This is a genomic window from Pseudomonas vanderleydeniana (assembly GCF_014268755.2).
GTDB classification, from domain to species: domain Bacteria; phylum Pseudomonadota; class Gammaproteobacteria; order Pseudomonadales; family Pseudomonadaceae; genus Aquipseudomonas; species Aquipseudomonas vanderleydeniana.
The window spans coordinates 1,326,135-1,348,062 of the sequence record NZ_CP077093.1 but is presented as its reverse complement, the minus strand read 5'-3'; the positions used below and the strand labels follow the sequence as shown (position 1 = coordinate 1,348,062).

The 21,928-nt window shown below is 63.7% G+C and carries 17 protein-coding genes and 1 pseudogene; 7 read left to right on the top strand and 11 right to left on the bottom strand.

The window, feature by feature from the left end; genetic code table 11:
• Positions 1–7: 7 nt before the first annotated feature.
• From HU752_RS05985 to HU752_RS05955, 8 genes and pseudogenes are all read right to left on the bottom strand, one after another.
• Positions 8–1,060 (bottom strand): methyl-accepting chemotaxis protein, encoded by a 1,053-nt coding sequence (locus HU752_RS05985; protein WP_437182358.1) that lies wholly within the window; start codon positions 1,058–1,060, stop codon positions 8–10.
• Between the two features lie 255 nt (positions 1,061–1,315).
• A pseudogene (locus tag HU752_RS32065) lies at positions 1,316–1,597 on the bottom strand (PAS domain-containing protein); the annotation flags it as partial.
• A 121-nt stretch (positions 1,598–1,718) separates the two neighbouring features.
• Complete coding sequence (locus HU752_RS05980; protein WP_186681122.1) at positions 1,719–2,702, bottom strand: fimbrial protein; 984 nt, start codon at positions 2,700–2,702, stop codon at positions 1,719–1,721.
• The gene (locus tag HU752_RS05975) at positions 2,695–3,474 is read right to left on the bottom strand and encodes a fimbrial biogenesis chaperone (protein WP_186681124.1); all 780 of its coding nucleotides are present in this window, start codon (positions 3,472–3,474) and stop codon (positions 2,695–2,697) included. The genes HU752_RS05980 and HU752_RS05975 overlap by 8 nt, the downstream gene beginning before the upstream one ends.
• Positions 3,471–6,035 carry a fimbria/pilus outer membrane usher protein gene (locus tag HU752_RS05970; RefSeq protein ID WP_186681126.1) on the bottom strand — a complete coding sequence of 855 codons (2,565 nt, stop codon included), beginning with the start codon at positions 6,033–6,035 and terminating at the stop codon, positions 3,471–3,473. Before HU752_RS05970 ends, HU752_RS05975 begins: the two co-directional genes overlap by 4 nt.
• Positions 6,036–6,144: 109 nt before the next feature.
• Positions 6,145–6,873, bottom strand: coding sequence for a fimbrial biogenesis chaperone (locus HU752_RS05965; RefSeq protein WP_225920101.1), 729 nt, complete (start codon positions 6,871–6,873; stop codon positions 6,145–6,147).
• 58 nt (positions 6,874–6,931) lie between these two features.
• Positions 6,932–7,489 carry a fimbrial protein gene (locus HU752_RS05960; protein ID WP_186681130.1) on the bottom strand — a complete coding sequence of 186 codons (558 nt, stop codon included), beginning with the start codon at positions 7,487–7,489 and terminating at the stop codon, positions 6,932–6,934.
• A gap of 411 nt (positions 7,490–7,900) precedes the next feature.
• On the bottom strand, positions 7,901–8,224 hold the full coding sequence (locus tag HU752_RS05955) for a type 1 fimbrial protein (RefSeq protein WP_186681132.1): 324 nt from the start codon (positions 8,222–8,224) through the stop codon (positions 7,901–7,903).
• A 376-nt stretch (positions 8,225–8,600) separates the two neighbouring features.
• Between HU752_RS05955 and HU752_RS05950 the strand changes: the two genes are divergently transcribed.
• The 7 genes from HU752_RS05950 to HU752_RS05920 all read left to right on the top strand — a co-directional run bounded on the left by HU752_RS05950 (position 8,601) and on the right by HU752_RS05920 (position 18,336).
• Complete coding sequence (locus HU752_RS05950; RefSeq protein ID WP_186681134.1) at positions 8,601–9,764, top strand: efflux RND transporter periplasmic adaptor subunit; 1,164 nt, start codon at positions 8,601–8,603, stop codon at positions 9,762–9,764.
• Positions 9,761–12,856: a multidrug efflux RND transporter permease subunit gene (locus HU752_RS05945; RefSeq protein ID WP_186681136.1), complete on the top strand. Its 3,096-nt coding sequence runs from the start codon at positions 9,761–9,763 to the stop codon at positions 12,854–12,856. Before HU752_RS05950 ends, HU752_RS05945 begins: the two co-directional genes overlap by 4 nt.
• 9 nt (positions 12,857–12,865) lie before the next feature.
• Positions 12,866–13,546 (top strand): heavy metal response regulator transcription factor, encoded by a 681-nt coding sequence (locus HU752_RS05940; protein ID WP_186681138.1) that lies wholly within the window; start codon positions 12,866–12,868, stop codon positions 13,544–13,546.
• Complete coding sequence (locus HU752_RS05935) at positions 13,536–14,900, top strand: heavy metal sensor histidine kinase (RefSeq protein ID WP_186681140.1); 1,365 nt, start codon at positions 13,536–13,538, stop codon at positions 14,898–14,900. Before HU752_RS05940 ends, HU752_RS05935 begins: the two co-directional genes overlap by 11 nt.
• A gap of 128 nt (positions 14,901–15,028) precedes the next feature.
• Positions 15,029–15,250: a hypothetical protein gene (locus HU752_RS05930; RefSeq protein WP_186681142.1), complete on the top strand. Its 222-nt coding sequence runs from the start codon at positions 15,029–15,031 to the stop codon at positions 15,248–15,250.
• 158 nt (positions 15,251–15,408) lie between these two features.
• Entirely contained in the window at positions 15,409–16,731 is a 1,323-nt protein-coding gene (locus tag HU752_RS05925; RefSeq protein ID WP_186681144.1) for an OprD family porin, read from the top strand.
• 120 nt (positions 16,732–16,851) lie between these two features.
• Positions 16,852–18,336 (top strand): GGDEF domain-containing protein, encoded by a 1,485-nt coding sequence (locus HU752_RS05920; protein WP_186681146.1) that lies wholly within the window; start codon positions 16,852–16,854, stop codon positions 18,334–18,336.
• A 50-nt stretch (positions 18,337–18,386) separates the two neighbouring features.
• Here HU752_RS05920 and lpxC read toward each other — a convergent pair whose 3' ends face one another.
• The 3 genes from lpxC to ftsA all read right to left on the bottom strand — a co-directional run bounded on the left by lpxC (position 18,387) and on the right by ftsA (position 21,928).
• Complete coding sequence (gene lpxC / locus HU752_RS05915; RefSeq protein WP_010452622.1) at positions 18,387–19,298, bottom strand: UDP-3-O-acyl-N-acetylglucosamine deacetylase; 912 nt, start codon at positions 19,296–19,298, stop codon at positions 18,387–18,389.
• A gap of 112 nt (positions 19,299–19,410) precedes the next feature.
• A complete protein-coding gene (gene ftsZ / locus HU752_RS05910; RefSeq protein WP_186681148.1) occupies positions 19,411–20,607 on the bottom strand; it encodes a cell division protein FtsZ in 1,197 nt (398 codons plus the stop codon).
• Between the two features lie 55 nt (positions 20,608–20,662).
• Positions 20,663–21,928: a cell division protein FtsA gene (ftsA, locus tag HU752_RS05905; protein WP_186681150.1), complete on the bottom strand. Its 1,266-nt coding sequence runs from the start codon at positions 21,926–21,928 to the stop codon at positions 20,663–20,665.

The window sequence follows — 21,928 nt, the reverse complement described above, 5'->3', positions numbered from 1 at the left end:
CGGCCCGCTAGACCCGACTGCCACGCCCCCAGAACTCCTGCGCCAGTGAGCGCAGGTCATCCGCCAGCCCCGCCACGTCACCCGAGTTGATATGGCTCTGCCGACCCGCGCTGACGGTCACTTCGCAGGCATTGCGGATACTCATGATGTTGCGGTTGATGTCCTCGCTGACGGCGCTCTGCTCCTCGACCGCCGCAGCGATCTGCAGGCTCATCTCGGTGATCCGGTTCACCCGCTCGCTGATCCCGCTCAGCGCCTCGGCCGCCTGCTGCACCTGCTGGACGCTGTCCTCGGCATGCTGGCTGCTCTGGCGCATGACCAGCACCGCCTCCTGCGCCCCGTCCTGCAGGTTGCTGATCATCCGCTGGATCTCGCTGGTCGACTGCTGGGTGCGCTGGGCCAGCCCGCGCACCTCATCCGCCACCACGGCGAAACCGCGCCCCTGCTCGCCCGCACGCGCAGCCTCGATGGCCGCATTCAAGGCCAGCAGGTTGGTCTGTTCGGCAATACCGCGGATCACCTCCAGCACGCTGGAGATCTCGATGCTGTGGCTTTCCAGTTGGTGGATCACCTCGGTCGCCCGCGCCAGTTCCCCGGCCAGGCGCAACACCGAGCTGCGGCTCTCGCCCACCAGTTGGTGACCGTCACGGGTCTCGCTGCCGGCCAGGTCGGCGGCCACCGATGCCTGCTGGGCATTGCTCGCGACCTCGGCGACACTGGCGGCCATTTCGTGAATCGCCGCGGCGACCTGGTCGGTTTCCGCCTGCTGGTCCAAGGTGCTGCTGTGACTGCTCTCGATATGCCGAACCAGCTCCTGGGCATGCCCGGACAGCCGCTGCGAAGCGTCGCCAATGCGGCCGACCACCGAGCCGACCTGGGCTTCGAGCATGCGCAGGGCAAATTCGATCTGGCCGAACTCATCGCTGCGCCCGGTATAGATCGCCTGGCTCAACGGGTTGTCGGCCAGATTCCGCGCCCGCTCGGTCAGGCCGGCGAACGGCCGCAGGGCCCAATGAACAGTGGCGGCACACAGGACGCTCCCCAGCCCCCACAAACCCAGTTCGAGCAACAGCGGCTGGGGTGAGAACCAATCCCCCAATGCCAGGGCGGCGGCGAACGCCAGGCTCGACAGCAGTGTCAGCCGCCCTGGCAAGCCCAGGGCGGGCAGGCGCTGGCGCCATGAGCGACGCCCACTGCGCAGTTCACCATAGCAACGCTCGGCGGCCTCGATCTGCCCCGCCCCGGGCTGGGTGCGTACCGACTGGTACTCGACGATCTGGCCATTGCGGCTCACCGGTGAGGCATAGGCACTGACCCAGTAGTGGTCACCGTTCTTGCAGCGGTTCTTCACCATACCCATCCACGAGCGGCCGGCCTTGATCGTCTGCCACATGTGGGCGAACGCTTCCGGCGGCATGTCGGGGTGACGCAGCAGGTTATGCGGTGAGCCCAGCAACTCTTCCCGGCTGTAGCCACTGATCCGGATGAAGTCCGGATTGGCGTAGGTAATGCCGCCCTTCAGGTCGGTGGTCGAAAGGATGTTGGCGTCGCGGGCAACCTCGACGTTTCGGCCGGTAACCGGGAGATTGATCTTCATGGAAGGCGCGCTCGGATTATTGGGGGAAGAGTCGGCAGGGCGTCGACTCTAAGCGGACCAAAATCCCAAACACTGATCCAGATCAGCTTTAGGCGATAAGGCGGGCGCAGGCGGCCTGCCGTCACTTGTAGAACAGATCGACCACCACTTCGGCCGAGAACGGCCCGGCCTTGGGTCGGTCGCTGTTCCATAGCAGCTCGGCATCGAAGCGCGCCGTGGCGGCATGGGTACTGCCCAACAGTTCGGCCAGGTGAAAGGAACGGTTGTACGGGATCAGCGAGCCGCCTCCGGCCCGGACGATGCGGATACCGACCCCGTCGTTGCCATTGGGGATCAGCAACTCGCCGGCCAGGGTGCCGGAGACCGGCTTCAGCCGCGCATCCAGGCTGAAGGCGCTGTCGCAGGTACGACTGGTGTGCAAGGCGAATGGACGCCGTTCGACCACCTGCCCGACCACCACATGCTGGATGGCGATCCGCCCGAAGTCGACGGTTTCCGGGATGACTTGCAACTGGGCATCGCAGGCGACGAAACGCAGGCCGCCGAGGTTGTTGACCACATAGTTGAGCGAGTTGCCGTCGTCGCCCGGCCCACTGCCGCCATCGAGCTGGAACAGCCGGTAGTCCTGCAACTGGCTGGCGATACCCGAGGGCGGTGTCGGGCCGAATTTCTCGATGAACAGCGAGAAGCCCAGGTTGAAACTCAACGGCGCACAAGCCTGGGCATTGGTGCACGCCGGCAGGCTGCGCCCGGTGGCAATGCGGCCGTTGCTCTGGCGATGATCGACGCCCTCGTAGCTCAACCCCAGGCGGATACCCTGGCCGACCACCTGGCGCGCCGGGTTGAGGTAGAGATAGATATCCTCCGCAGGCCCCGCTTGACCATCCCGGGCGCACTCGACTGCCAGATTGAAGGGCTCCGAACGCCAGACCAGTGTGCCATTGGGCGACGACGCGGGAATCGCCACGCTACTGCCAAGATCGGCATTGGCCAGTAGCGCGCCGCTGCCTTGCAGGGTACAGGTGAGGGCAAAACAACTGGCTGGACTGAGCAGGCCAAGCAGCAACAGCCCGCGCTGCCAGGTCATCCGGGACAGGTTAATCATGGGCAGATCCATTCTGTGAGAGTGAGGCCTCGCCCACCAGCGAGGCATTGAACGGCGCACCGAAGTCGAATCGGGCGCGGTAGCTGCGCTGACCGCCGTAATCGGTCAGCGCATTGAACCGCAGCCAGCCCGGATGGGCCGACAGGGCACGGGATGTCAGCAACAGCTCGCGACGACCACCGGGCGGCACCAGCAGGTCATCGCCAAGCAGGTGACGACCGTGCTCATCGGCCAGTTCCAGGCGCAGCAGCGCCGCATGAAAGTCCGTCGGGTTCTCCACCTTGAGCCGGGGCACTCCGCTGGCGTCCCGCTCCAGCACCCAACGCAGGCGTTGCGGGGTCAGTGCCGGATCGCCGGACAGTCCCGGCGGGCGAAACAGCACATTGATCCGCTGGCGAATGGCAATGCTCAGGCGACCGTCGCCGGATGGCGCACGGGGAATCTCCATGACATACAGGTGCAGCAGCGACTCCTGGCCGCTCGGCATGCCCCGCCCCTCATACATCAGTCGCAAGGCCTGCCGGCCCTCGGGCGCCAGCCGCGAGATCGGTGGTGTCAGCACGAACGGCAGGTGGTCCGCACGGTTGTCTTCATGCCCCTCGAGCCAGGCCTGCAGCAACACCTCCTGGCGGCCGCGGTTACGTGCCTCGATGCTCACATCACGAAAATGCCCGTCGAACACCAGGCGCGTACCACTCAGGGAAACGGTCGCCCACACCGGCGCCGTCACGGCCAGCCCCCACATCAGGAAAAATACCCGCAGACCGTTCACCGGCAGACCTCCCTGACCCGGTCATAACTCAGTTGCGGGTCACGTGGCGGCAACTGGAACTGGAACTGGCAACTGCCTCCCGACCACTTGACCTGCAGCGTTCCCTGCTCCTGATCACTGAGCACCAGCGCCCGGCTGGTCGGGTCGACCACCGCCAGTACCTTGCCATCCACCTGCTGAACGCTGGCACCGAACGGCAGGGCGCTACCGTCGGCCTGGCGCAGTTCGAACTGCACTCGCCGCCCGGTACTGGCCTTGAACACCGCGTGGGTCGACGAGCCGCGCCGTGGCACCAGCTGGACGATGGCGTTGTCCACTTCGATATCGGCGCCCAGACGACGGGTGTCCAGGCTGATCCAGTTGGCGCGATAAGGTTGTACGTAGGGCACCACGGCAAAACCGTTGCGGCCGGTCTCGACCCCGCTGAAGTTGTTGAAGTGCGCGCCCTGCACGCCAGGCACCTCGGCCAGGACGAAGGTGTCGCCCAGCGACTGACCGAGGTTCACCCCGCCGGCGTGGGCAACCAGCGACCCACGCGCGCCCAGGCTCCAACTGTTGAAGTCCCGGCCATGGCTGTAGCCGGCGTCGAAACGGCCGACCGCGGTGGTGGCGTTGATACTGGCGGAACCGGCGCGAGCACCACTGCCATCATTGCCGGCCAGCACCGAGTAGAAGGCATTGCGATCCAGCACGCGCCCGGTCAGGCCGGCCATGACACTGGAATCGCCCTCGCTGTCGCGCACCGCGGTCAGCGAAGCGCGAGTCGAGCGTTCATGCCGCCCTAACGGCAATGACAGGGTGAGCGTGAACTGGTGGTCGGTACCGGCACGACCATCGAGATCGGTCGAATGGGTGCGGTCCAGGGACAGGCTGTAGCTGAGGTCGCGCCAGTAGCCGCCATAGGTGGCATTGAACTGCCGCGACTTGCCCGGCAGGTTCCAGTAACGCTGCTCCAGGGCGGTAAGGCTGAAGGTACCCGCCTCAAGCGGCTGGCTGAGGGTGATATCGAAACGATCACGGGCACGGCCGATCGTGCCTTGCGCCAGGTGGCTACGCTCCTCCACGTGCTGTTCGAAGCTGCGGTAATGCTCGCTGGAGTAGCGATACCCGGCCAGGGCAAAGGTGGTCCGCGTAGCGTTCAGGGTATTGGCATAACGCAGGCGCAGGCTCTTGCCGCCAAGATCGGTACCGGCCTGGTGGCTGACCGAGTGGGTCAGGTCGGCCGACACCGCGCCCATGCCGGTATTGACCCCGAGCCCGAGGTTGCTGGCCTCGAAGGCATCGGCCAGCTGCACCCCGCCAAAGCCGGTGAGGTGTTCGCTCAAGCCATAGATCAACGTGGTGCTGGCGAAGCCGGGGTTCAGTTGCCGGTTGTCGTTGCTGTCGTATTCGCCGGCCTCGACGCTGTAGCTGAAAGTGCCCTTGGGCAGCATCAGCGGCAACGAGGCGAACGCCTGGATGAAGGTCCGGCGCCGACCGTCCGCCTCGATCACGGTCACCAGCAGGTCACCGTTGGAGCCGCTGGGGTAGAAGTCGTTGATCTCGAACGGCCCCGGCGGCACGTTCGAGCTGTACAACAGATAACCCGCCTGGCGGATCTCCACCGTGGCGCTGCTTTCGGCGACGCCACGGATGACTGGCGCATAGACCCGCTCGCTGTCGGGCAGCATGCCATCGTCCGAGGCCACCTGGACGCCACGGTAGCGCACGCTGTCGAACACCCGCGAATCGGTGTAGGTCTCGCCCAGGGTCAGCTGGCTTTTCCAGGCGGTCAGGTCGCGCTGGGCGTAGGTCTGGTTGCTGGTGAAACGGGTGGCCTGCGAGTCGCCATGCACCAGCGAGGATTCGTTGCGCAGGCGCCACGAACCGAGATTCAGGCCATTGCGCAGGCCCAGGTAGTAACTGTCGTCCTTCTGCCGATCGAACTCGCGGCGGTTGCCGTTGAAGGAATAGTTGACGAACGCGCTGCCGACGCCCTGGTCCCACAACTCCGGCGACAGGTAGCCGCGGGCATCGCGCCGCAGGGCAATCTGCGGCACGCCGAGATTCAGGGCCAGGCTGTTGGGTTGGTAATCGACACTGGCGCGGTCCAGCCGGGCAAGATCGAAGCACTGCTCGGCGGTCGCCTGTGACGAGACATCGACCAGGCTGCCAAGACGTTCGGTGTCCAACCCCAGGTCCCGCAACAGATCCAGGGTCAGGCAGGGTTCCACCCGCCCGCTGGTGCTGTTGCGGCTGAAGCGCACGTCCCGCCGGGCACTGAGTACCCGGTTCAGGTAGATGTCCACCCGGTAGACACCCGGCAGTACGCTGTTGCCCTCCAGGAATGCACGAATATCGGCCGGCTGCTCACCACCGTGGATGAATGCGGTATTGAACCTTGCGCCCTCCTCGACCGGCTCGGCCAGTGCCAGGTCCGGAGCCAGCAGGCACAACCCCAGCGACAGCGGCCAGCGCGCCTGGCGATTGACGTTGTGCGACAGGAGGCACGTCGTGGCCCGCGCTCTCCCGCGACACGATGACACCCGAACTTCCTTTGTTCTTCGATAAAGCCAGTCCATTTGCAACCTTCACTCGATGTCTTGAGCTGTTTGTTAAAGGCGAACGCTCGCGCGCACGGGCTCTTGCGAGCGTGCGGCGAAGCCTGGAAATGAAGGGGGAGTCGGTGCGCTAATCCTCGGCCCACAAGGCCTGGCCGGTTTTCCAGTCGGAAAGCCGATACGCCACGACGGCACCGTGATCGTTGATGCTCTTGAAACGCAACCGGGCCTGCTGCGGCGCCACCGATGCCGGCAGGGCAAACTCCTGTGCCTGCCCGGGGGCCAGCATCGAGCTGCGGCGATGCAGCAGCCTGTCCGTACCGGCAAACAACTCGATATCCACCAGGGTGATGTGGAAGGGCCCCGGATTGCTCGCCACCAGCACGCCCCCCGGCTTCAGTCGCCAACGCAACTGGCGCGGCGCCTGCTCCGGATCGGCCGCCAACTGCCGGGGACGATAGAACACCTTGATGCGCTGGCGGATCCCGATCTGCAGCACGTTCTCCTGTTCACTGGCCTGGGGTATTTCCTGGACGTTCAGCCAGAACAGCGACTCCCGGTCGGTCGGCATCTGGCCACCGGAATGGATGATCCGTACCGTCTGCCGGCCACCACCGGGCAAAGGTACCAGCGCCGGGATCACGGCGAATGGCAGATCCACGGCTGTCGAATCATCGGCCTCCAGCCAGGACTGCAACAGGATGGTCGACCTGTTGCGGTTCGACACATGAAGTACCGCTTCCTTGTCCTGCGCCGGGTACACCAGCCGGGTGCTGCTCAGCACGATCCCGGCCTGGGCCTGCCCGCACGCCCACGCGACCAGCGCGACGCCGACCGTCGATCTCATCAACTTGCGCATGTTGCGATCCATCTGCTCAGGGGAAACGGAGCCTTGCAGCTCCGTTCAGGACAGTGACTCAGTTGTAGGTCAGTACGAACGGCACCGTCCCCGTGGCCGCACCCGGCACCGTGGAGACGCCGTTCTTCACGAACAACGCGCGCAGCGACAAGGTACCGCTGGAACCGGTGCCACTGGGCTGGAGGATGCCGTCGATGGTGTCGCTGGGGTCCTGGATGTTCAGGAAGTTATCGCTGTCCCGGCGCACCAGGCCAATCCCCACGCCCTTGGCGGCGCCAGCGGTGGGCAGCAGGTAGGGATCGCCCGGGTCGACCTGGGCCGGGCGAAATGACATGTGCACGGTGCTTTCGGCCGCAGGTTGCAGGCAGGTTACCAACAGGTCGATATCCTTCGCCGTGCCCAGGCGGGACTCGGTCCGGTTGCCGATATCGGCAAAGGACACCCGCCCGAGATCGACCGGAATATTGTCAGCCGAACCGCCGCCGGAGGACACCTCGCAACTGGTGTTGGTCAGCGCACCGGTAAAGTTCAGCGTGCCACCGTTGGCCGCGTGGGCGGAGCCCATCACGCCAAGGGCTGAACCCAATAGAGCCAACATCACGGAAATCTTTTTCATGCGAACACAATCCTTCGAGTTAATCGTTTGCACCCATCACTTGGGTGGCGGCCAATATAGTCGGGGACTGTGATTCAAACTATCAGACCTGGCCTTATTCCGGGTGCCAATTCACCCCGTCGCCAGGACATCTGCCTCCGTCAGAAGAGAATGTCACTCACAGGCCACGGAAAAATGACCAGGATCGTGTTTAAAATTAAAAAGGCAACCCATGAAACTCGTCATAAATATATATGACCCACAAACATGACAATGAAACCATGAGATGCTTTTAATTATACCGATCAATCATTTATACAACTCAATCACGAACAGCAAGCCGCTCAGTCAACATAACGACGGATATTTCGTAACACTTTTATCCTTCATATACAGCCAAGACACTGCTTATGTCTGAGTAGACGTACAGCTCTACAGATACGTGATGGTCACGATGCCCTGCGAAGACACTTTTTTCATACCGGAGGCCTTGCCTGGCAAGGCCTGGAAGCGAGTACTGAAGGGCAATATGCTATTACCACAAGCATTATCCGCAGTCTCCACCCACAACATGACGCCGGGGGCGACCTTGATCCGCTCAGAAACGCCATGACGCCCTGTAGAAGTCAATGTCACTTCACAAGCCGCCTCGACAACCTGGCCACTGAAGCGGATCTGTCCCGCATTGGCTGCCGCCACAGTGGAACAAACCCCCATCAACAGCAGCACACCGAATATCGACAATGTGTATTTCATCTCAGCCACTCCCAAACAACTGGAACCTCATATCAATTAAAGCCCAAACGAAAGCATGCCACTCAAGAAACGAGGAATATCCGTAGGACTTCTTATATTCAATTAAACACAGACGAGGCTTAAGCATTCCGCTTTACCGAAACTTACCCACTGGAAAGCAGGCGATTGAAACCCGATCTATATCCGGATATATCGCCGGTGCTACTTTTTTCTTTAATGATCATCCCGTCGCCCCCGCCCGCCGGGGGGTTGCCGCCCCATTGCTGACAGCCGTGTCAGTTAGCTGTCACCGTGCTGACCGGGTGACGGGGTTATAAAGGGGCTATTGTTCTGCCAGCATTGGCTTCATTTTCATCCGTATCGGCGCTTTGACACCATGCACATCCAGAAGAAACCCCTGTTGGGCCTTGTCGCGATCCTGGTGGTGGCCGCCGGTGCAACCTGGGCCCTGACCCGCCCCCCTGCAGCCCGGCACGCGGGCACTACGCCGATCCCGGTCAAGGTCATCCACGTGGCGCAACAGGACGTGCCGCGCTACGCCAGCGGCATCGGCACGGTCCTGTCCCTGCACAGCGTGGTGATCCGCCCACAGATCGACGGCATCCTCACCCGGCTGCTGGTCAAGGAAGGGCAACTGGTCAAGGAAGGCGACCTGCTTGCCACCCTCGACGACCGCTCGATCCAGGCCAACCTGTCCCAGGCCAAGGCCCAACTGGCGCAGAGCCAGGCCCAATTGCAGGTCGCCGAGGTCGACCTCAAGCGCTACAAGCTGCTGACCGTCGACAACGGCATCTCGAAGCAGACCTATGACCAGCAGCAGGCTCTGGTCAACCAGCTCAAGGCGACCGCCCTGGGCAACCAGGCGGCGATTGCCGCAGCACAGGTACAGCTGTCCTATACCCAGATTCATTCGCCGGTGACCGGCAGGGTCGGTATCCGTGCCGTCGATGAAGGCAACTTCCTGCGCATGAGCGATGCCCAGGGGCTGTTTTCCGTGACGCAGATCGACCCGATCGCCGTAGAGTTCTCCCTGCCCCAGCAGATGCTGCCCACCCTGCAGGGACTGCTCGGCGCCAGCAGCCCGGCGGCGGTCAAGGCCTACCTGGGCGACGAAGGCCACACCGACAGCCTGCTCGGCGCCGGCCACCTGATGCTGATCGACAACCAGGTCGCGGCCGGCACCGGCACCATCAAGGCCAAGGCCGAGTTCAGCAACCCGGACCAGCGACTGTGGCCGGGCCAACTGGTCAACATCAAGATCCAGACCGCCCTTGATCGCAACGCCCTGGTCGTGCCGCCGGCGGTGGTGCAACGCGGCCTGGACGGCTACTTCGTCTACCGGATCAAGGACAAGGGTGTGGAAGTGGTGCCGGTGCAGGTGCCCTACCAGGACAGCGAACAGAACATCATCCAGGGCGTGCAGGCCGGCGACCAGTTGGTCAGCGACGGTCAGTCGCGCCTCAAGCCCGGGGCCATCGTCGAGATACTCGGTGCCCCCAAGCTGGCTGAGCAGGCCGTGGCCGTGGAGCCCAAGCCATGATCAAGGACAGCCGCGGTGTTTCCGCGTGGTGCATCAATCACCCGGTGGCGACCATCCTGCTCACCTTCGCCCTGGTGCTGCTCGGACTGATCGCCTTCCCGCGGCTGCCCTTGGCCCCCCTGCCGGAAGCCGAATTCCCGACCATCCAGGTCTCCGCGCAGTTGCCCGGGGCCAGCCCGCAGACCATGGCGTCTTCGGTGGCGACGCCGCTGGAGGTGCAGTTCAGCGCCATCCCCGGCATGACCCAGATGACCTCCAGCAGTGCCCTGGGCACCACCACCCTGACCCTGCAGTTCACCCTGAGCAAGAGCATCGACACCGCCGCTCAGGAAGTCCAGGCGGCGATCAACACCGCCTCGGGCAAGCTGCCCAAGGACATGCCGACCCTGCCGACCTGGCGTAAGGTCAACCCGGCCGACAGCCCGGTGCTGATCCTCAGCGTCAGCTCCAGCCAGATGCCCGGTACCGAACTGAGCGACTACGCCGAGACCCTGCTGGCCCGCCAGCTCAGCCAGATCGACGGTGTCGGCCAGATCAACATCACCGGCCAGCAGCGCCCGGCCATTCGCGTGCAGGCCTCGGCAGACCGCCTGGCGGCCATCGGCCTGACCCTGGCGGACATCCGCCTGGCGATCCAGCAGACCAGCCTCAACCTGGCCAAGGGCGCGTTGTACGGCAAGTCGAGCATTTCGACCCTGTCGACCAACGACCAGTTGTTCCAGCCGGAGGAATACGGCGAGCTGATCGTCTCCTACAAGAACGGCGCCCCGGTGCAGCTCAAGGACATCGCCCGGGTGATCCGTGGCTCCGAGGACGCCTACGTGCAGGCCTGGTCCGGTGACGTGCCAGGGGTGAACCTGGTGATCTCGCGCCAGCCGGGGGCGAACATCGTCGAGACCGTGGACCGGATCAAGGCCGCCCTGCCCGGCCTGGAAGCCATGCTGCCGGCCTCGGTGCAGGTCAAGGAACTGATCGACCGCACCCAGACCATCCGCGCCTCGCTGCATGAAGTGGAAATGACCCTGCTGATCGCCATCCTGCTGGTGGTCGCGGTGATGGCGCTGTTCCTGCGCCAGCTGTCGGCGACCCTGATCGTCTCGGCGGTGCTCGGCGTGTCGCTGGTCGCCAGCTTTGCGCTGATGTACGTGATGGGCTTCAGCCTGAACAACCTGACCCTGGTGGCGATCGTCATCGCCGTCGGCTTCGTGGTCGACGATGCGATCGTCGTGGTGGAAAACATCCACCGCCACCTGGAGGCCGGCGACGGCATGCGCGAGGCCGCGATCAAGGGCGCCGGGGAGATCGGCTTCACCGTGGTCTCCATCAGTTTCTCGCTGATTGCCGCCTTTATCCCGCTGCTGTTCATGGGTGGGGTGGTCGGTCGGTTGTTCAAGGAGTTCGCCCTGACCGCAACCTCGACCATCCTGATTTCGGTGGTGGTCTCGCTGACCCTGGCGCCCACCCTGGCCGCGCTGTTCATGCGCGCGCCGGTGCATCACGAACACGCCAAGGCGACCTTCGGCGAGCGCCTGCTGGCGCTCTACGAACGCGGGCTGCGCCGTGCGCTGGACCACCAGAAACTGATGTTCGGGATCTTCTGCCTGACCCTGGGCCTGGCCATCGCCGGCTACGTGTTCATTCCCAAGGGCTTCTTCCCCGTGCAGGACACCGGTTTCGTGCTGGGCACCACCGAAGCCGCTGCCGACGTGTCGTTCGACAACATGGTGGCCAAGCACAAGGCCCTTGCCGAGATCGTCGCCGCCGATCCGGCGGTGCAGGCGTTCTCCCATTCGGTGGGCGTCTCGGGCAGCAACCAGACCATCGCCAACGGCCGCTTCTGGATCGCGCTCAAGCCACAGGACCAGCGCGACGTTTCCGCCAGTGCCTTCATTGACCGGATCCGCCCGAAGCTGATGCAGATCCCCGGTATCGTGCTCTACCTGCGCGCCGGCCAGGACATCAACCTCAGTTCCGGACCGAGCCGGGCCCAGTACCAGTACGTGCTCAAGAGCAACGACGGCGACACACTGAACACCTGGACCCAGCGCCTGACGGAGAAGCTGCGGGCCAACCCGGCCTTTCGCGACCTGTCCAACGACCTGCAGCTGGGCGGCAGCATCACCCATATCACCATCGACCGCCGGGCCGCCGCGCGCTTCGGCCTGACCGCCAGCGATGTCGACGAAGCGCTCTACGATGCCTTCGGCCAGCGCCAGGTCAACGAGTACCAGACCGAGACCAACCAGTACAACGTGATCCTCGAGCTGGACGCCGCCCAACGCGGTAAGGCCGAGAGCCTGAACTACTTCTACCTGCGCTCGCCGCTGACCGGCGAGATGGTCCCGCTGTCGGCCCTGGCACGCTTCGACGTGCCCACCAGCGGACCGCTGTCGATCGCCCACGACGGCATGTTCCCTGCCGCCAACCTGTCCTTCAACCTGAGCCCAGGCGTGGCGTTGGGCGATGCGGTGCTGCTGCTCAACCAGGCGAAGAACGAAATCGGCATGCCGGCCTCCATCAGCGGCAACTTCCAGGGCGCGGCCCAGGCCTTCCAGAGTTCCCTGGCCAGCCAGCCGTGGCTGATCCTTGCCGCGCTGGTGGCGGTGTACATCATTCTCGGCGTGCTCTACGAGAGCTTCGTACACCCGCTGACGATCATCTCCACCCTGCCCTCGGCCGGCCTCGGCGCACTGATCATGCTCTGGCTGCTGGGCCAGGACTTCTCGATCATGGCACTGATCGGCCTGGTGCTGCTGATCGGCATCGTGAAGAAGAACGGCATCCTGATGATCGACTTCGCCCTTGAGGCCCAGCGTGGCGGACTGACGCCCCAGCAAGCCATCTACAAGGCCTGTATCACCCGCTTCCGGCCGATCATCATGACCACCCTGGCCGCCCTGCTCGGCGCACTGCCGCTGATGCTCGGCCACGGTACCGGTGCCGAGCTGCGCCAGCCGCTGGGCATCGCCGTGGTCGGCGGCCTGCTGGTGAGCCAGGCGCTGACGCTGTTCACCACGCCCGTCATATACTTGTGGCTCGAGCGGCTTTTCCATCGGCCCCAACCGGCAGCCGTGCCGGCGATCACCCATTGAGGCTGAGCAATGCGTGTCCTGATTATCGAAGATGAAGAAAAAACCGCCGACTACCTGCATCGCGGCCTGACCGAACAGGGTTATACCGTCGACCTCGCCCGCGATGGCGTCGGTGGCCTGCACCTGGCGCTGGAGAGCGACTACGCGGTGATCGTGCTCGACGTGATGCTGCCGGAGCTCGACGGCTTTGGCGTGCTCAAGGCGCTGCGGGCGCGCAAGCAGACGCCAGTGATCATGCTCACTGCCCGCGAGCGGGTCGAGGACCGCATCCGCGGCCTGCGCGACGGCGCCGACGACTACCTGGGCAAACCGTTTTCCTTTCTCGAACTGGTAGCCCGCCTGCAGGCGCTGACCCGCCGCAGCGGCGGTGGCCACGAGCCGGTGCAGATCAGCGTGGCCGACCTGTGGGTCGACCTGATCAGCCGCAAGGCCAGTCGCGCCGGCCAACGCCTGGACCTGACCGCCAAGGAGTTCTCCCTGCTCAGCGTGCTGGCCCGGCGCCAAGGCGAAATCCTCTCGAAGACGGCGATTGCCGAAATGGTCTGGGACATCAACTTCGATAGCGATGCGAACGTCGTCGAGGTCGCGATCAAGCGCCTGCGGGCCAAGCTCGACGGCCCGTTCGAACAGAAACTGCTGCACACCATCCGCGGCATGGGCTACGTGCTGGAGAGCCGTGGTGCCGACTAACTCGATCGCCCTGCGCCTCAGCACCATGTTCAGCCTGGTCGCGCTGCTGGTGTTCCTGCTGATCGGTGGTGCGCTGTACCTGCAGGTGGAAAAGGGCCTGGGCCTGCTGCCCGAGGCCGAGCTGGACGCGCGCTACAGCGTGCTCGAGTCCTCGATCAACCGCTTCGGTACCCCGGATCACTGGAGCAAGTTCAGCGCCAAGCTCAAGCAACTGGGTGAAGAGGACAAGCGCATCCGTTTCTGGGTGGTCAGCGGCGACCCGAACTACGAATACGGTGCCCCCGACGCACAGATCCGCGCGTTCGCCGCCGGCCCCAAGGGCATGCGCGACCTGCACCTGCCGGGACATGCCTACCCGTTCAAGGTGCTGCTCAACACGATGCCGGCCAAGGAGCAAAGACCGCCCCTGCAGTTTCTGATCGCCATCGATACCGAAACCTTCCGCCAGACCCAGCACCAGTTGCTGATCGCCCTGGTCAGCCTGGCGATCATCGGCGTGCTGCTGGCCTCGGCCCTCGGTTACTGGGTCGCCCGGATCGGTCTCAAGCCGCTGATCAAGCTGTCGCAGGAAGCCGGCAAGCTGGCGCCGCCACGCCTGACCGGACGCCTGCAACTGTCGCCGCTGCCCCCGGAGCTGAGCCAGTTCGTCAACGCCTTCAACTCGACCCTGGAGCGGGTCGAGCAAGCCTACTCGCGGCTGGAATCGTTCAATGCCGACGTCGCCCACGAACTGCGCTCGCCACTGACCAACCTGATCGGCCAGACCCAGGTGGCACTGACCCGCGGGCGTTCCGCCGAACATTACTTCGAGGTGCTGCAATCGAACCTCGAGGAACTGGAGCGCCTGCGTTCGATCATCAATGACATGCTGTTCCTCGCCAGCGCCGACCAGGGCAGCAAGGCCACCAAGCTGATCAGCACCTCGCTGGCGGCAGAGGTCGCGACGACCCTGGACTACCTGGACTTCATTCTCGAAGACGCCCAGGTCCGGGTCGAAGTCAGCGGCGACGCCCAGGTGCGGATCGAGATTGCCCACCTGCGCCGGGCGCTGATCAACCTGCTGAGCAACGCGGTGCAACATACCGCGCCCGGCCAGGTGATCAGCGTGCGCATCGGGCAGGAAGGCGAACAGGTGGCGATCGCCGTTTCCAACCCCGGGGAGACCATCGCCAGCGAACACCTCTCGCGCCTGTTCGAACGCTTCTACCGGGTCGATGCCTCGCGCAGCAACAGCGGCGCCAACCATGGACTGGGGTTGGCGATCGTCAAGGCGATTGCGCTGATGCACGGCGGCGACGTGTTCGTGCGCAGCGGCGATGGCATCAACACCTTCGGCATCCACCTACCCGCCTGACGCTCCCTCGACAGCGACTGTTGCCCGAAACGTAACAGTCCTTCAAGCGGAGCGGTCTTTTTCCACCCCATCAAGCCCCTTATCCTTGCCTCACCAAACAGCACTTGCTCTGCAAGAAGGTTCTTGAAATGTCCAGTTCCATGGGTGTGGCCAGTCTCTTTGTCCTCAGCGCCGTCATGTTGTCACCTCTGGCTCACGCCGAGGAATCCCAGTCCTTCGTCGCACAGAACGCCGCCCGGGCCGCTGCCCGCCAGGACCGCGCCGAGATGACCGCCAAGGCCAAAAGCCGCATGCCAGAGCAGCACAGTTCGGTAAGCGCGGGTCAGCCGGACAGCGCCAAGGACAGCTGAGCCATACCCAGAGACCGTTTCCCTCTCCATCGATCCAGTTCCTGCCCGTGATCGATGGTTTCAAAAGCCGCTGACACAGCGGCTTTTTTTATTTTTGGCTGCACCCCGCGTTACACAACAAGAACGACCGTTTCATCGACCCAAGGAGCTCAACAGTCATGAAGACTGCCCACTCACTCAGCCCGATCTTCATTGCTCTGGCTGCAACGATGTCGAACGCCGCCCAGGCCGCCGACACTCCCACCGGCGACGGTTTCATCGAAGGTTCGAGCCTCCGGCTCAATACCCGCAACTACTACATGAACCGCGACCGCCGCGACCAGCATGTCGATGACAGCAAGGAATGGGGCCAGGGCTTCATCGGTCTCTTCGAATCGGGCTATACCCCCGGTGTCGTGGGTTTCGGGCTCGATGCCCACGCCCTACTCGGGCTCAAGCTGGACGGCGGTGGCGGCACCGACGGCTCCAGCCTCCTGCCGGTCAGCGATGGCAGCGGCAAGGCGCCGGGATCATTCTCCACCGCTGGCGGCACCCTCAAGCTGCGTGCCCTCGACAGCGAACTCAAGGCCGGCGACCTGTTCCTGGGCAACCCGGTGATCGCGGGTGGCCGCACACGCATGCTGCCGCAAACCTTCCGCGGTTTCAGCCTGGCCAACCACAGCGTCGACGGGCTGCTGCTCGAAGGCGGCCGGGCCAGCTTCACCAAGCTCTACAACCAGAGCGGCCACCGGCGCATCGGCACCGCCTACGGCAGCCTGCCCGACGCTCGCGAAAGCCGTCACCTGGACTGGCTCGGCGCTTCCTGGAGCGGTACTCCCGGCCTGACCAGCAATCTGTACGCGGCCACGCTCAAGGACATCTGGAACCAGTACTACTATGACCTGGACTACACCTGGACACTCGCTGACGGAGTGAGCCTCAATCCCGGGCTGCATGCCTATCACACCCGCGACACTGGCCAGGCCCTGCTCGGACACATCGACAACAACACCTACAGCCTGCACCTGACCCTGGGTGTCGGCAGCCACAGCCTGACCGCCGCCTACCAGCGGGTGAACGGCAATACGCCCTTCGACTACATCAACCAGGGCGACAGCATCTTCCTCGACAACTCCCAGCAGTATTCGGACTTCAACGGGCCTGGCGAGCGCTCGTGGAAACTCAAGTACGCCTACGATTTCGCCGGCCTCGGCCTGCCGGGCCTGACCTCGGCGATCTCCTACTCCCGCGGAACCCTGGACCTGAGCAGCGCCGACCAGGGCAGCCGCGGCTACGCCAGCTGGTACAGCGCCGACGGCACGCACGCGCGGCACTGGGAACGCGACCTGGACATCCAGTACGTGGTGCAGGATGGTCGGGCGAGGGATCTGGCGCTGCGCCTGCAGTGGGCGACCAACCGCGGCAGCGGCGGCTACTCGGCGGTGGATCGGGACGTCGACGAATATCGGGTCATCGTCGACTACCCGGTGAATATCTTCTAGCATTCGCTAAAAAGGCCAGCCCCTGATGCTGGCCTTCTTGCAGTTGGGGCTTCATACCGGCGCCCATCACCCCCGAGCCCCGTGAGGTTTGCCATCAATCATTCTTCAAGCCGTTCGGCATTGCCTCGCCTGTTGCTGATACTCGGCAGCGGCCTGAGCGTCAGCGCGATCCTCGGTATCGTCATCTATCTGCTGATTCGCGAGCGTGGCAGCGCTGAGCTGTTCGCCACGCGCGCCGCGACGAACATCGTGCAACTGATCGATGCCGACCTGCTGCGCAACGCCGAACTCTACGACAGGTCCCTGCAGGACCTGATCGCCGCCTCACGACGCGAGGATCTCAAGCAGGTCTCGCCGCAGATCCGCCACCTGGCGCTGTTCGACAGTGCCACGGCCGCCCCGCAGAAAGGCGACATCCTGCTGCTCGACAAGCACGGCGAGGTGATTGCCGACTCGACCTCGATCGAGCCCCGGCCAGGCAATTTCGCCGACCGCGAATACTTCAAGACCCACGTCGACAACCCGAGCCCGGCGATGATGATCAGTCACCCGTTCCTGGCCCGCGGACGGATCGTCGACTGGCGCATCAGCTTCAGTCGCCGGGTCTCGTCACCCGAAGGCGATTTTCTCGGCGTGGCCAGGGCCGCCATACGCCTGAGCTATTTCAATGACCTGTTCAAGACCCTGAACATCGGTGCCAGCAGCACCGTCAACCTGCTCAGCAGCGACGGCATTCTGCTCGCCCAGGAACCGCTGATGAGCGCCGACATGGTCGGCAAGGATTTCAGCCAGCGTCCCAACTTCCTGCGCATCGTGCGCGAGGGCAACGGCAGCTTCAGCGGTATTTCGGGCAACGACGGCCGCCAGCGCCTGTATACCTTCTCCCAGGTCGGCGAATTGCCATTGATCGTGGTCGTGGCCCTGTCGGAGGAAGAAGTCTATGCCGCCTGGCGACGTACCACCTGGCTGGTGGGCAGCGCCACGGGCGCACTGTGTTTCGGACTGTTGTGGCTGAGCTGGCTGCTGGCACGGGAACTGCGCCTGCGCCAGCGGGCCGAACAGGAGCTGGCCGAATTGGCCACCACCGACAGCCTCACCGGCGTCGCCAACCGCCGGGCGCTGGACCAGTCGCTGCAGCGCGAGTGGAACCGCGCGCAACGCTCGGGACAGCCGTTGTCACTGCTGATGATCGACGCCGACCACTTCAAGGCATTCAATGACCGCCACGGTCATCCGATGGGTGACGAGGCGTTGCGCCAGATTGCCCGGGTGATCGGTGACAACATCCGTCGCCCGGGCGATCTGCTCGCCCGTTACGGCGGCGAGGAGTTCGCGGTGATCCTGCCACAGACCGACGAAGCCGGCGCACGCTGCCTGGCCGAGAAGATCAGGCACGCCATCCGGCAGATACCGCCCCTGCTCGCCGATGCCTCGCCCATCAGTGTCAGCATCGGCGCCAGTACCCGCTGGGTTTCCCGTGAGGCCGTTGCCGGCGGAGCCAGGCTCGACCAACTGGTGCAGGCGGCCGACCAGGCGCTGTATCACGCCAAGTACCACGGCCGCGACCAGGTGGTGCACGCAGCCGATGCCGAAGCCCAGGCATAAAAAAAGGCTGCCCGAAGGCAGCCTTTGAAGAACAACAAAAGGAGAAGTCGTTACACGGCCGCAACGGGACGCATGTACGAGATCGGCGCCGTGCTGGCGTCTTCGAAAGTCACCACTTCCCAGGCATCCTTCTGCTCGATGAGCTTGCGCAGGAGCTGGTTGTTCAATGCGTGACCGGACTTGAAGCCCTTGAACTCACCAATCAGGCTGTTGCCCAGCAGGTAGAGGTCACCGATGGCGTCGAGGATCTTGTGCTTGACGAATTCGTCTTCGTAGCGAAGGCCGTCTTCGTTCAGTACACCATCCGAGTCGACCACGATGGCGTTTTCCACGCTGCCGCCGAGTGCGAGGTTGTGCTTGCGCAGGTACTCGATATCACTCATGAAACCAAAGGTACGGGCGCGGCTGACTTCCTTCACGAACGACGTGCTGGAGAAATCCACGCTGGCACTCTGGGTGCGGTCACGGAACACCGGGTGATCGAAATCGATCTCGAAGCTCACCTTGAACCCGTCGAAAGGCACGAAAGTGGCGCGCTTGTCGCCGTCTTCCACTGTGACTTCGCGCAGGATGCGGATGAACTTCTTGGCTGCGTCCTGTTCTTCCAGGCCGGCGGATTGAATCAGGAATACGAAGGGTCCAGCGCTGCCGTCCATGATCGGAACTTCGGACGCGGAGAGCTCGACGTAGGCGTTATCGATGCCCAGGCCAGCCATGGCCGAGAGCAAATGCTCCACCGTGTCCACTTTGGTGTCACCGTTGACCAGGGTGGTCGACATGGTGGTTTCACCAACGTTTTCCGCGCGCGCAGGGATCTGCACCACAGGGTCGAGGTCGGCACGACAAAACACGATGCCGGTATCCACGGGCGCGGGCTTGAGGGTCAGGTAGACCTTCTCGCCCGAGTGCAGGCCGACACCTGTAGCACGGATAATATTTTTCAGGGTGCGTTGTTTAATCATGGCTTTGGCCGCTTCAGCGCAAATTGCGAACAGGTATCAACAAAGGCTGGCGATAATATCAGACCAGACCTTTGCTGAACACCAATCACCCTAATACTCCTGATACATTCCATCAATCGGCCTGACGACGCAGGAAGGCCGGGATATCCAGATAGTCCAGATCATCCTGTGGATTCATCTTCGCGGCAGTCGCAGCACCGGCCTGGGCCTGGTTGCGCATGACGGTCGGACGGTCCAGGTCACGGTAGTTCACCGACGGCAGTTCCTGACGGGCGGCAGCCGGTGCCTGGGTGGCAGCTGGCTGGCTGGCGGTCTGCAGGGTGTTGTCGATGACCTTCACAGGCTTCTCGATACGGGCCCCCAGGCCGGTGGCAACCACGGTCACGTGCAGCTCGTCGCGCATGTCCGGATCGATGACGGTACCGACCTTGACCATGGCCGCTTCCGAGGCGAAGGCCTCGATGATGCTACCCACGTCGGAGTATTCACCCAGCGACAGGTCCGGGCCTGCGGTGATGTTGACCAGGATGCCGCGGGCGCCCTGCAGGTTGACGTCTTCCAGCAGCGGGTTGCGGATCGCCGCCTCGGTGGCTTCACGTGCACGGTTTGGACCGCTGGCGCAGCCAGTGCCCATCATCGCCATGCCCATTTCGCTCATCACGGTACGCACGTCGGCGAAGTCGACGTTGATCATGCCCGGACGCTTGATGATGTCGGAGATACCGCGAACGGCACCGGCCAGCACGTCGTCGGCCTTGGCGAACGCCGACAGCAGGCTGGCGTCCTTGCCCAGGATGGTCAGCAGCTTCTCGTTGGGAATGGTGATCAACGAGTCGACGCTTTCGCTCAGTGCACGGATGCCTTCATCGGCGATCTGCATGCGCTTGCGGCCTTCGAACGGGAACGGACGGGTCACCACCGCAACGGTGAGGATGCCCATTTCCTTGGCCACTTCGGCGATGATCGGCGCTGCACCGGTACCGGTACCGCCGCCCATGCCGGTGGTGATGAACACCATGTTGGTGCCCTGCAGCACTTCGGCGATGCGCTCACGGTCTTCCAGGGCGGCCTGGCGACCGACTTCCGGGTTGGCACCTGCGCCCAGGCCCTTGGTCACACCGGTACCCAGTTGCAGGATGGTCCGCGCGCCGATGTTCTTCAGCGCCTGGGCATCGGTGTTGGCGCAGATGAACTCGACGCCTTCGATGTTGGTCTTGACCATGTGGTTGACGGCGTTGCCGCCGCCACCGCCGACACCGATAACCTTGATTACCGGGCTTTGTGGGACGTTGTCTACGAGTTCGAACATGTTCCCTCTCCTTTCATTTCTCTAGTTTTTCGCCTACTTCTACTGCTTTGAAACTTTAAAAGTTGCCCTGTACCCAGCGCTTCAGGCGCTCGAATACAGGAGCCTTCTGTTCTTCATCGCGATAGTCGTTTCTGTTGCCGCTGTTGTAACCGGACAGGGGAATGCCATCCGACTGCTTTTGCAGCCCATACAGCAACAGCCCCACACCAGTTGAATAGATCGGGTTGCGGACCACGTCGGACAGGCCCTTGACGGTGTGCGGAACACCCAGGCGGACCGGCATGTGGAAAATTTCCTCGGCCAGCTCGACCGCGCCTTCCATCTTCGAGGTACCGCCGGTCAGCACGATGCCGGCCGGAATCAGGTCTTCGTAGCCGCTGCGACGCAGCTCGGCCTGGATCAGCGTGAACAGTTCGTCGTAGCGTGGCTCGACCACTTCGGCCAGGGCCTGGCGGGACAGCTCGCGTGGCGGACGATCACCGACGCTCGGGACCTTGATGGTCTCGCCGGCACCGGCCAGCTTGGCCAGGGCGCAGGCGTAGCGAATCTTGATCTCCTCGGCGTACTGGGTCGGGGTGCGCAACGCCATGGCGATGTCGTTGGTCACCTGGTCGCCGGCGATCGGGATTACCGCGGTATGGCGGATCGCGCCTTCGGTGAAGATGGCGATGTCGGTGGTACCGCCGCCGATGTCCACCAGGCACACGCCCAGCTCTTTCTCGTCGTCGGTCAGCACCGAGTAGGCCGAGGCCAATTGCTCGAGGATGATGTCGTCGATTTCCAGGCCGCAACGGCGCACGCACTTCTCGATGTTCTGTGCCGCGTTCACCGCGCAGGTGACCACGTGAACCTTGGCTTCCAGGCGTACGCCGGACATGCCCAGCGGCTCGCGCACGCCTTCCTGGTTGTCGATCACATAGTCCTGCGGCAGGGTGTGCAGGACCCGCTGATCAGCCGGAATCGCCACGGCCTGGGCCGCATCGAGTACGCGTTCCAGGTCCGCCGAGCTGACTTCGCGGTCGCGAATGGCGACGATGCCATGGGAGTTCAGGCTGCGGATGTGATTACCCGCCACGCCGACGAACGCCGAGTGGATCCGGCAGCCGGCCATCAGTTGCGCCTCTTCCACCGCACGCTGGATCGACTGGACGGTGGACTCGATGTTCACCACCACGCCCTTCTTCAGGCCGCGGGAAGGATGGGTACCGATACCGACGATTTCCACTGTGCCATCGGCCGCGACCTCGCCTACCAGCGCCACCACCTTGGAGGTGCCGATATCCAGTCCGACGATCATTTTGCCGCTTTGCACGTTTGCCAT

What these genes read in the sequence shown, in the direction of transcription:
- HU752_RS05980 (WP_186681122.1), bottom strand. Translation starts at nt 2,702, where the DNA reads ATGATTAACCTGTCCCGGATGACCTGGCAGCGCGGGCTGTTGCTGCTT.
- HU752_RS05970 (WP_186681126.1), bottom strand. Translation starts at nt 6,035, where the DNA reads ATGGACTGGCTTTATCGAAGAACAAAGGAAGTTCGGGTGTCATCGTGT.
- HU752_RS05965 (WP_225920101.1), bottom strand. Translation starts at nt 6,873, where the DNA reads ATGCGCAAGTTGATGAGATCGACGGTCGGCGTCGCGCTGGTCGCGTGG.
- HU752_RS05960 (WP_186681130.1), bottom strand. Translation starts at nt 7,489, where the DNA reads ATGAAAAAGATTTCCGTGATGTTGGCTCTATTGGGTTCAGCCCTTGGC.
- HU752_RS05955 (WP_186681132.1), bottom strand. Translation starts at nt 8,224, where the DNA reads ATGAAATACACATTGTCGATATTCGGTGTGCTGCTGTTGATGGGGGTT.
- HU752_RS05950 (WP_186681134.1), top strand. Translation starts at nt 8,601, where the DNA reads ATGCACATCCAGAAGAAACCCCTGTTGGGCCTTGTCGCGATCCTGGTG.
- HU752_RS05945 (WP_186681136.1), top strand. Translation starts at nt 9,761, where the DNA reads ATGATCAAGGACAGCCGCGGTGTTTCCGCGTGGTGCATCAATCACCCG.
- HU752_RS05940 (WP_186681138.1), top strand. Translation starts at nt 12,866, where the DNA reads ATGCGTGTCCTGATTATCGAAGATGAAGAAAAAACCGCCGACTACCTG.
- HU752_RS05930 (WP_186681142.1), top strand. Translation starts at nt 15,029, where the DNA reads ATGTCCAGTTCCATGGGTGTGGCCAGTCTCTTTGTCCTCAGCGCCGTC.
- HU752_RS05925 (WP_186681144.1), top strand. Translation starts at nt 15,409, where the DNA reads ATGAAGACTGCCCACTCACTCAGCCCGATCTTCATTGCTCTGGCTGCA.
- lpxC (WP_010452622.1), bottom strand. Translation starts at nt 19,298, where the DNA reads ATGATTAAACAACGCACCCTGAAAAATATTATCCGTGCTACAGGTGTC.
- ftsZ (WP_186681148.1), bottom strand. Translation starts at nt 20,607, where the DNA reads ATGTTCGAACTCGTAGACAACGTCCCACAAAGCCCGGTAATCAAGGTT.
- ftsA (WP_186681150.1), bottom strand. Translation starts at nt 21,928, where the DNA reads ATGGCAAACGTGCAAAGCGGCAAAATGATCGTCGGACTGGATATCGGC.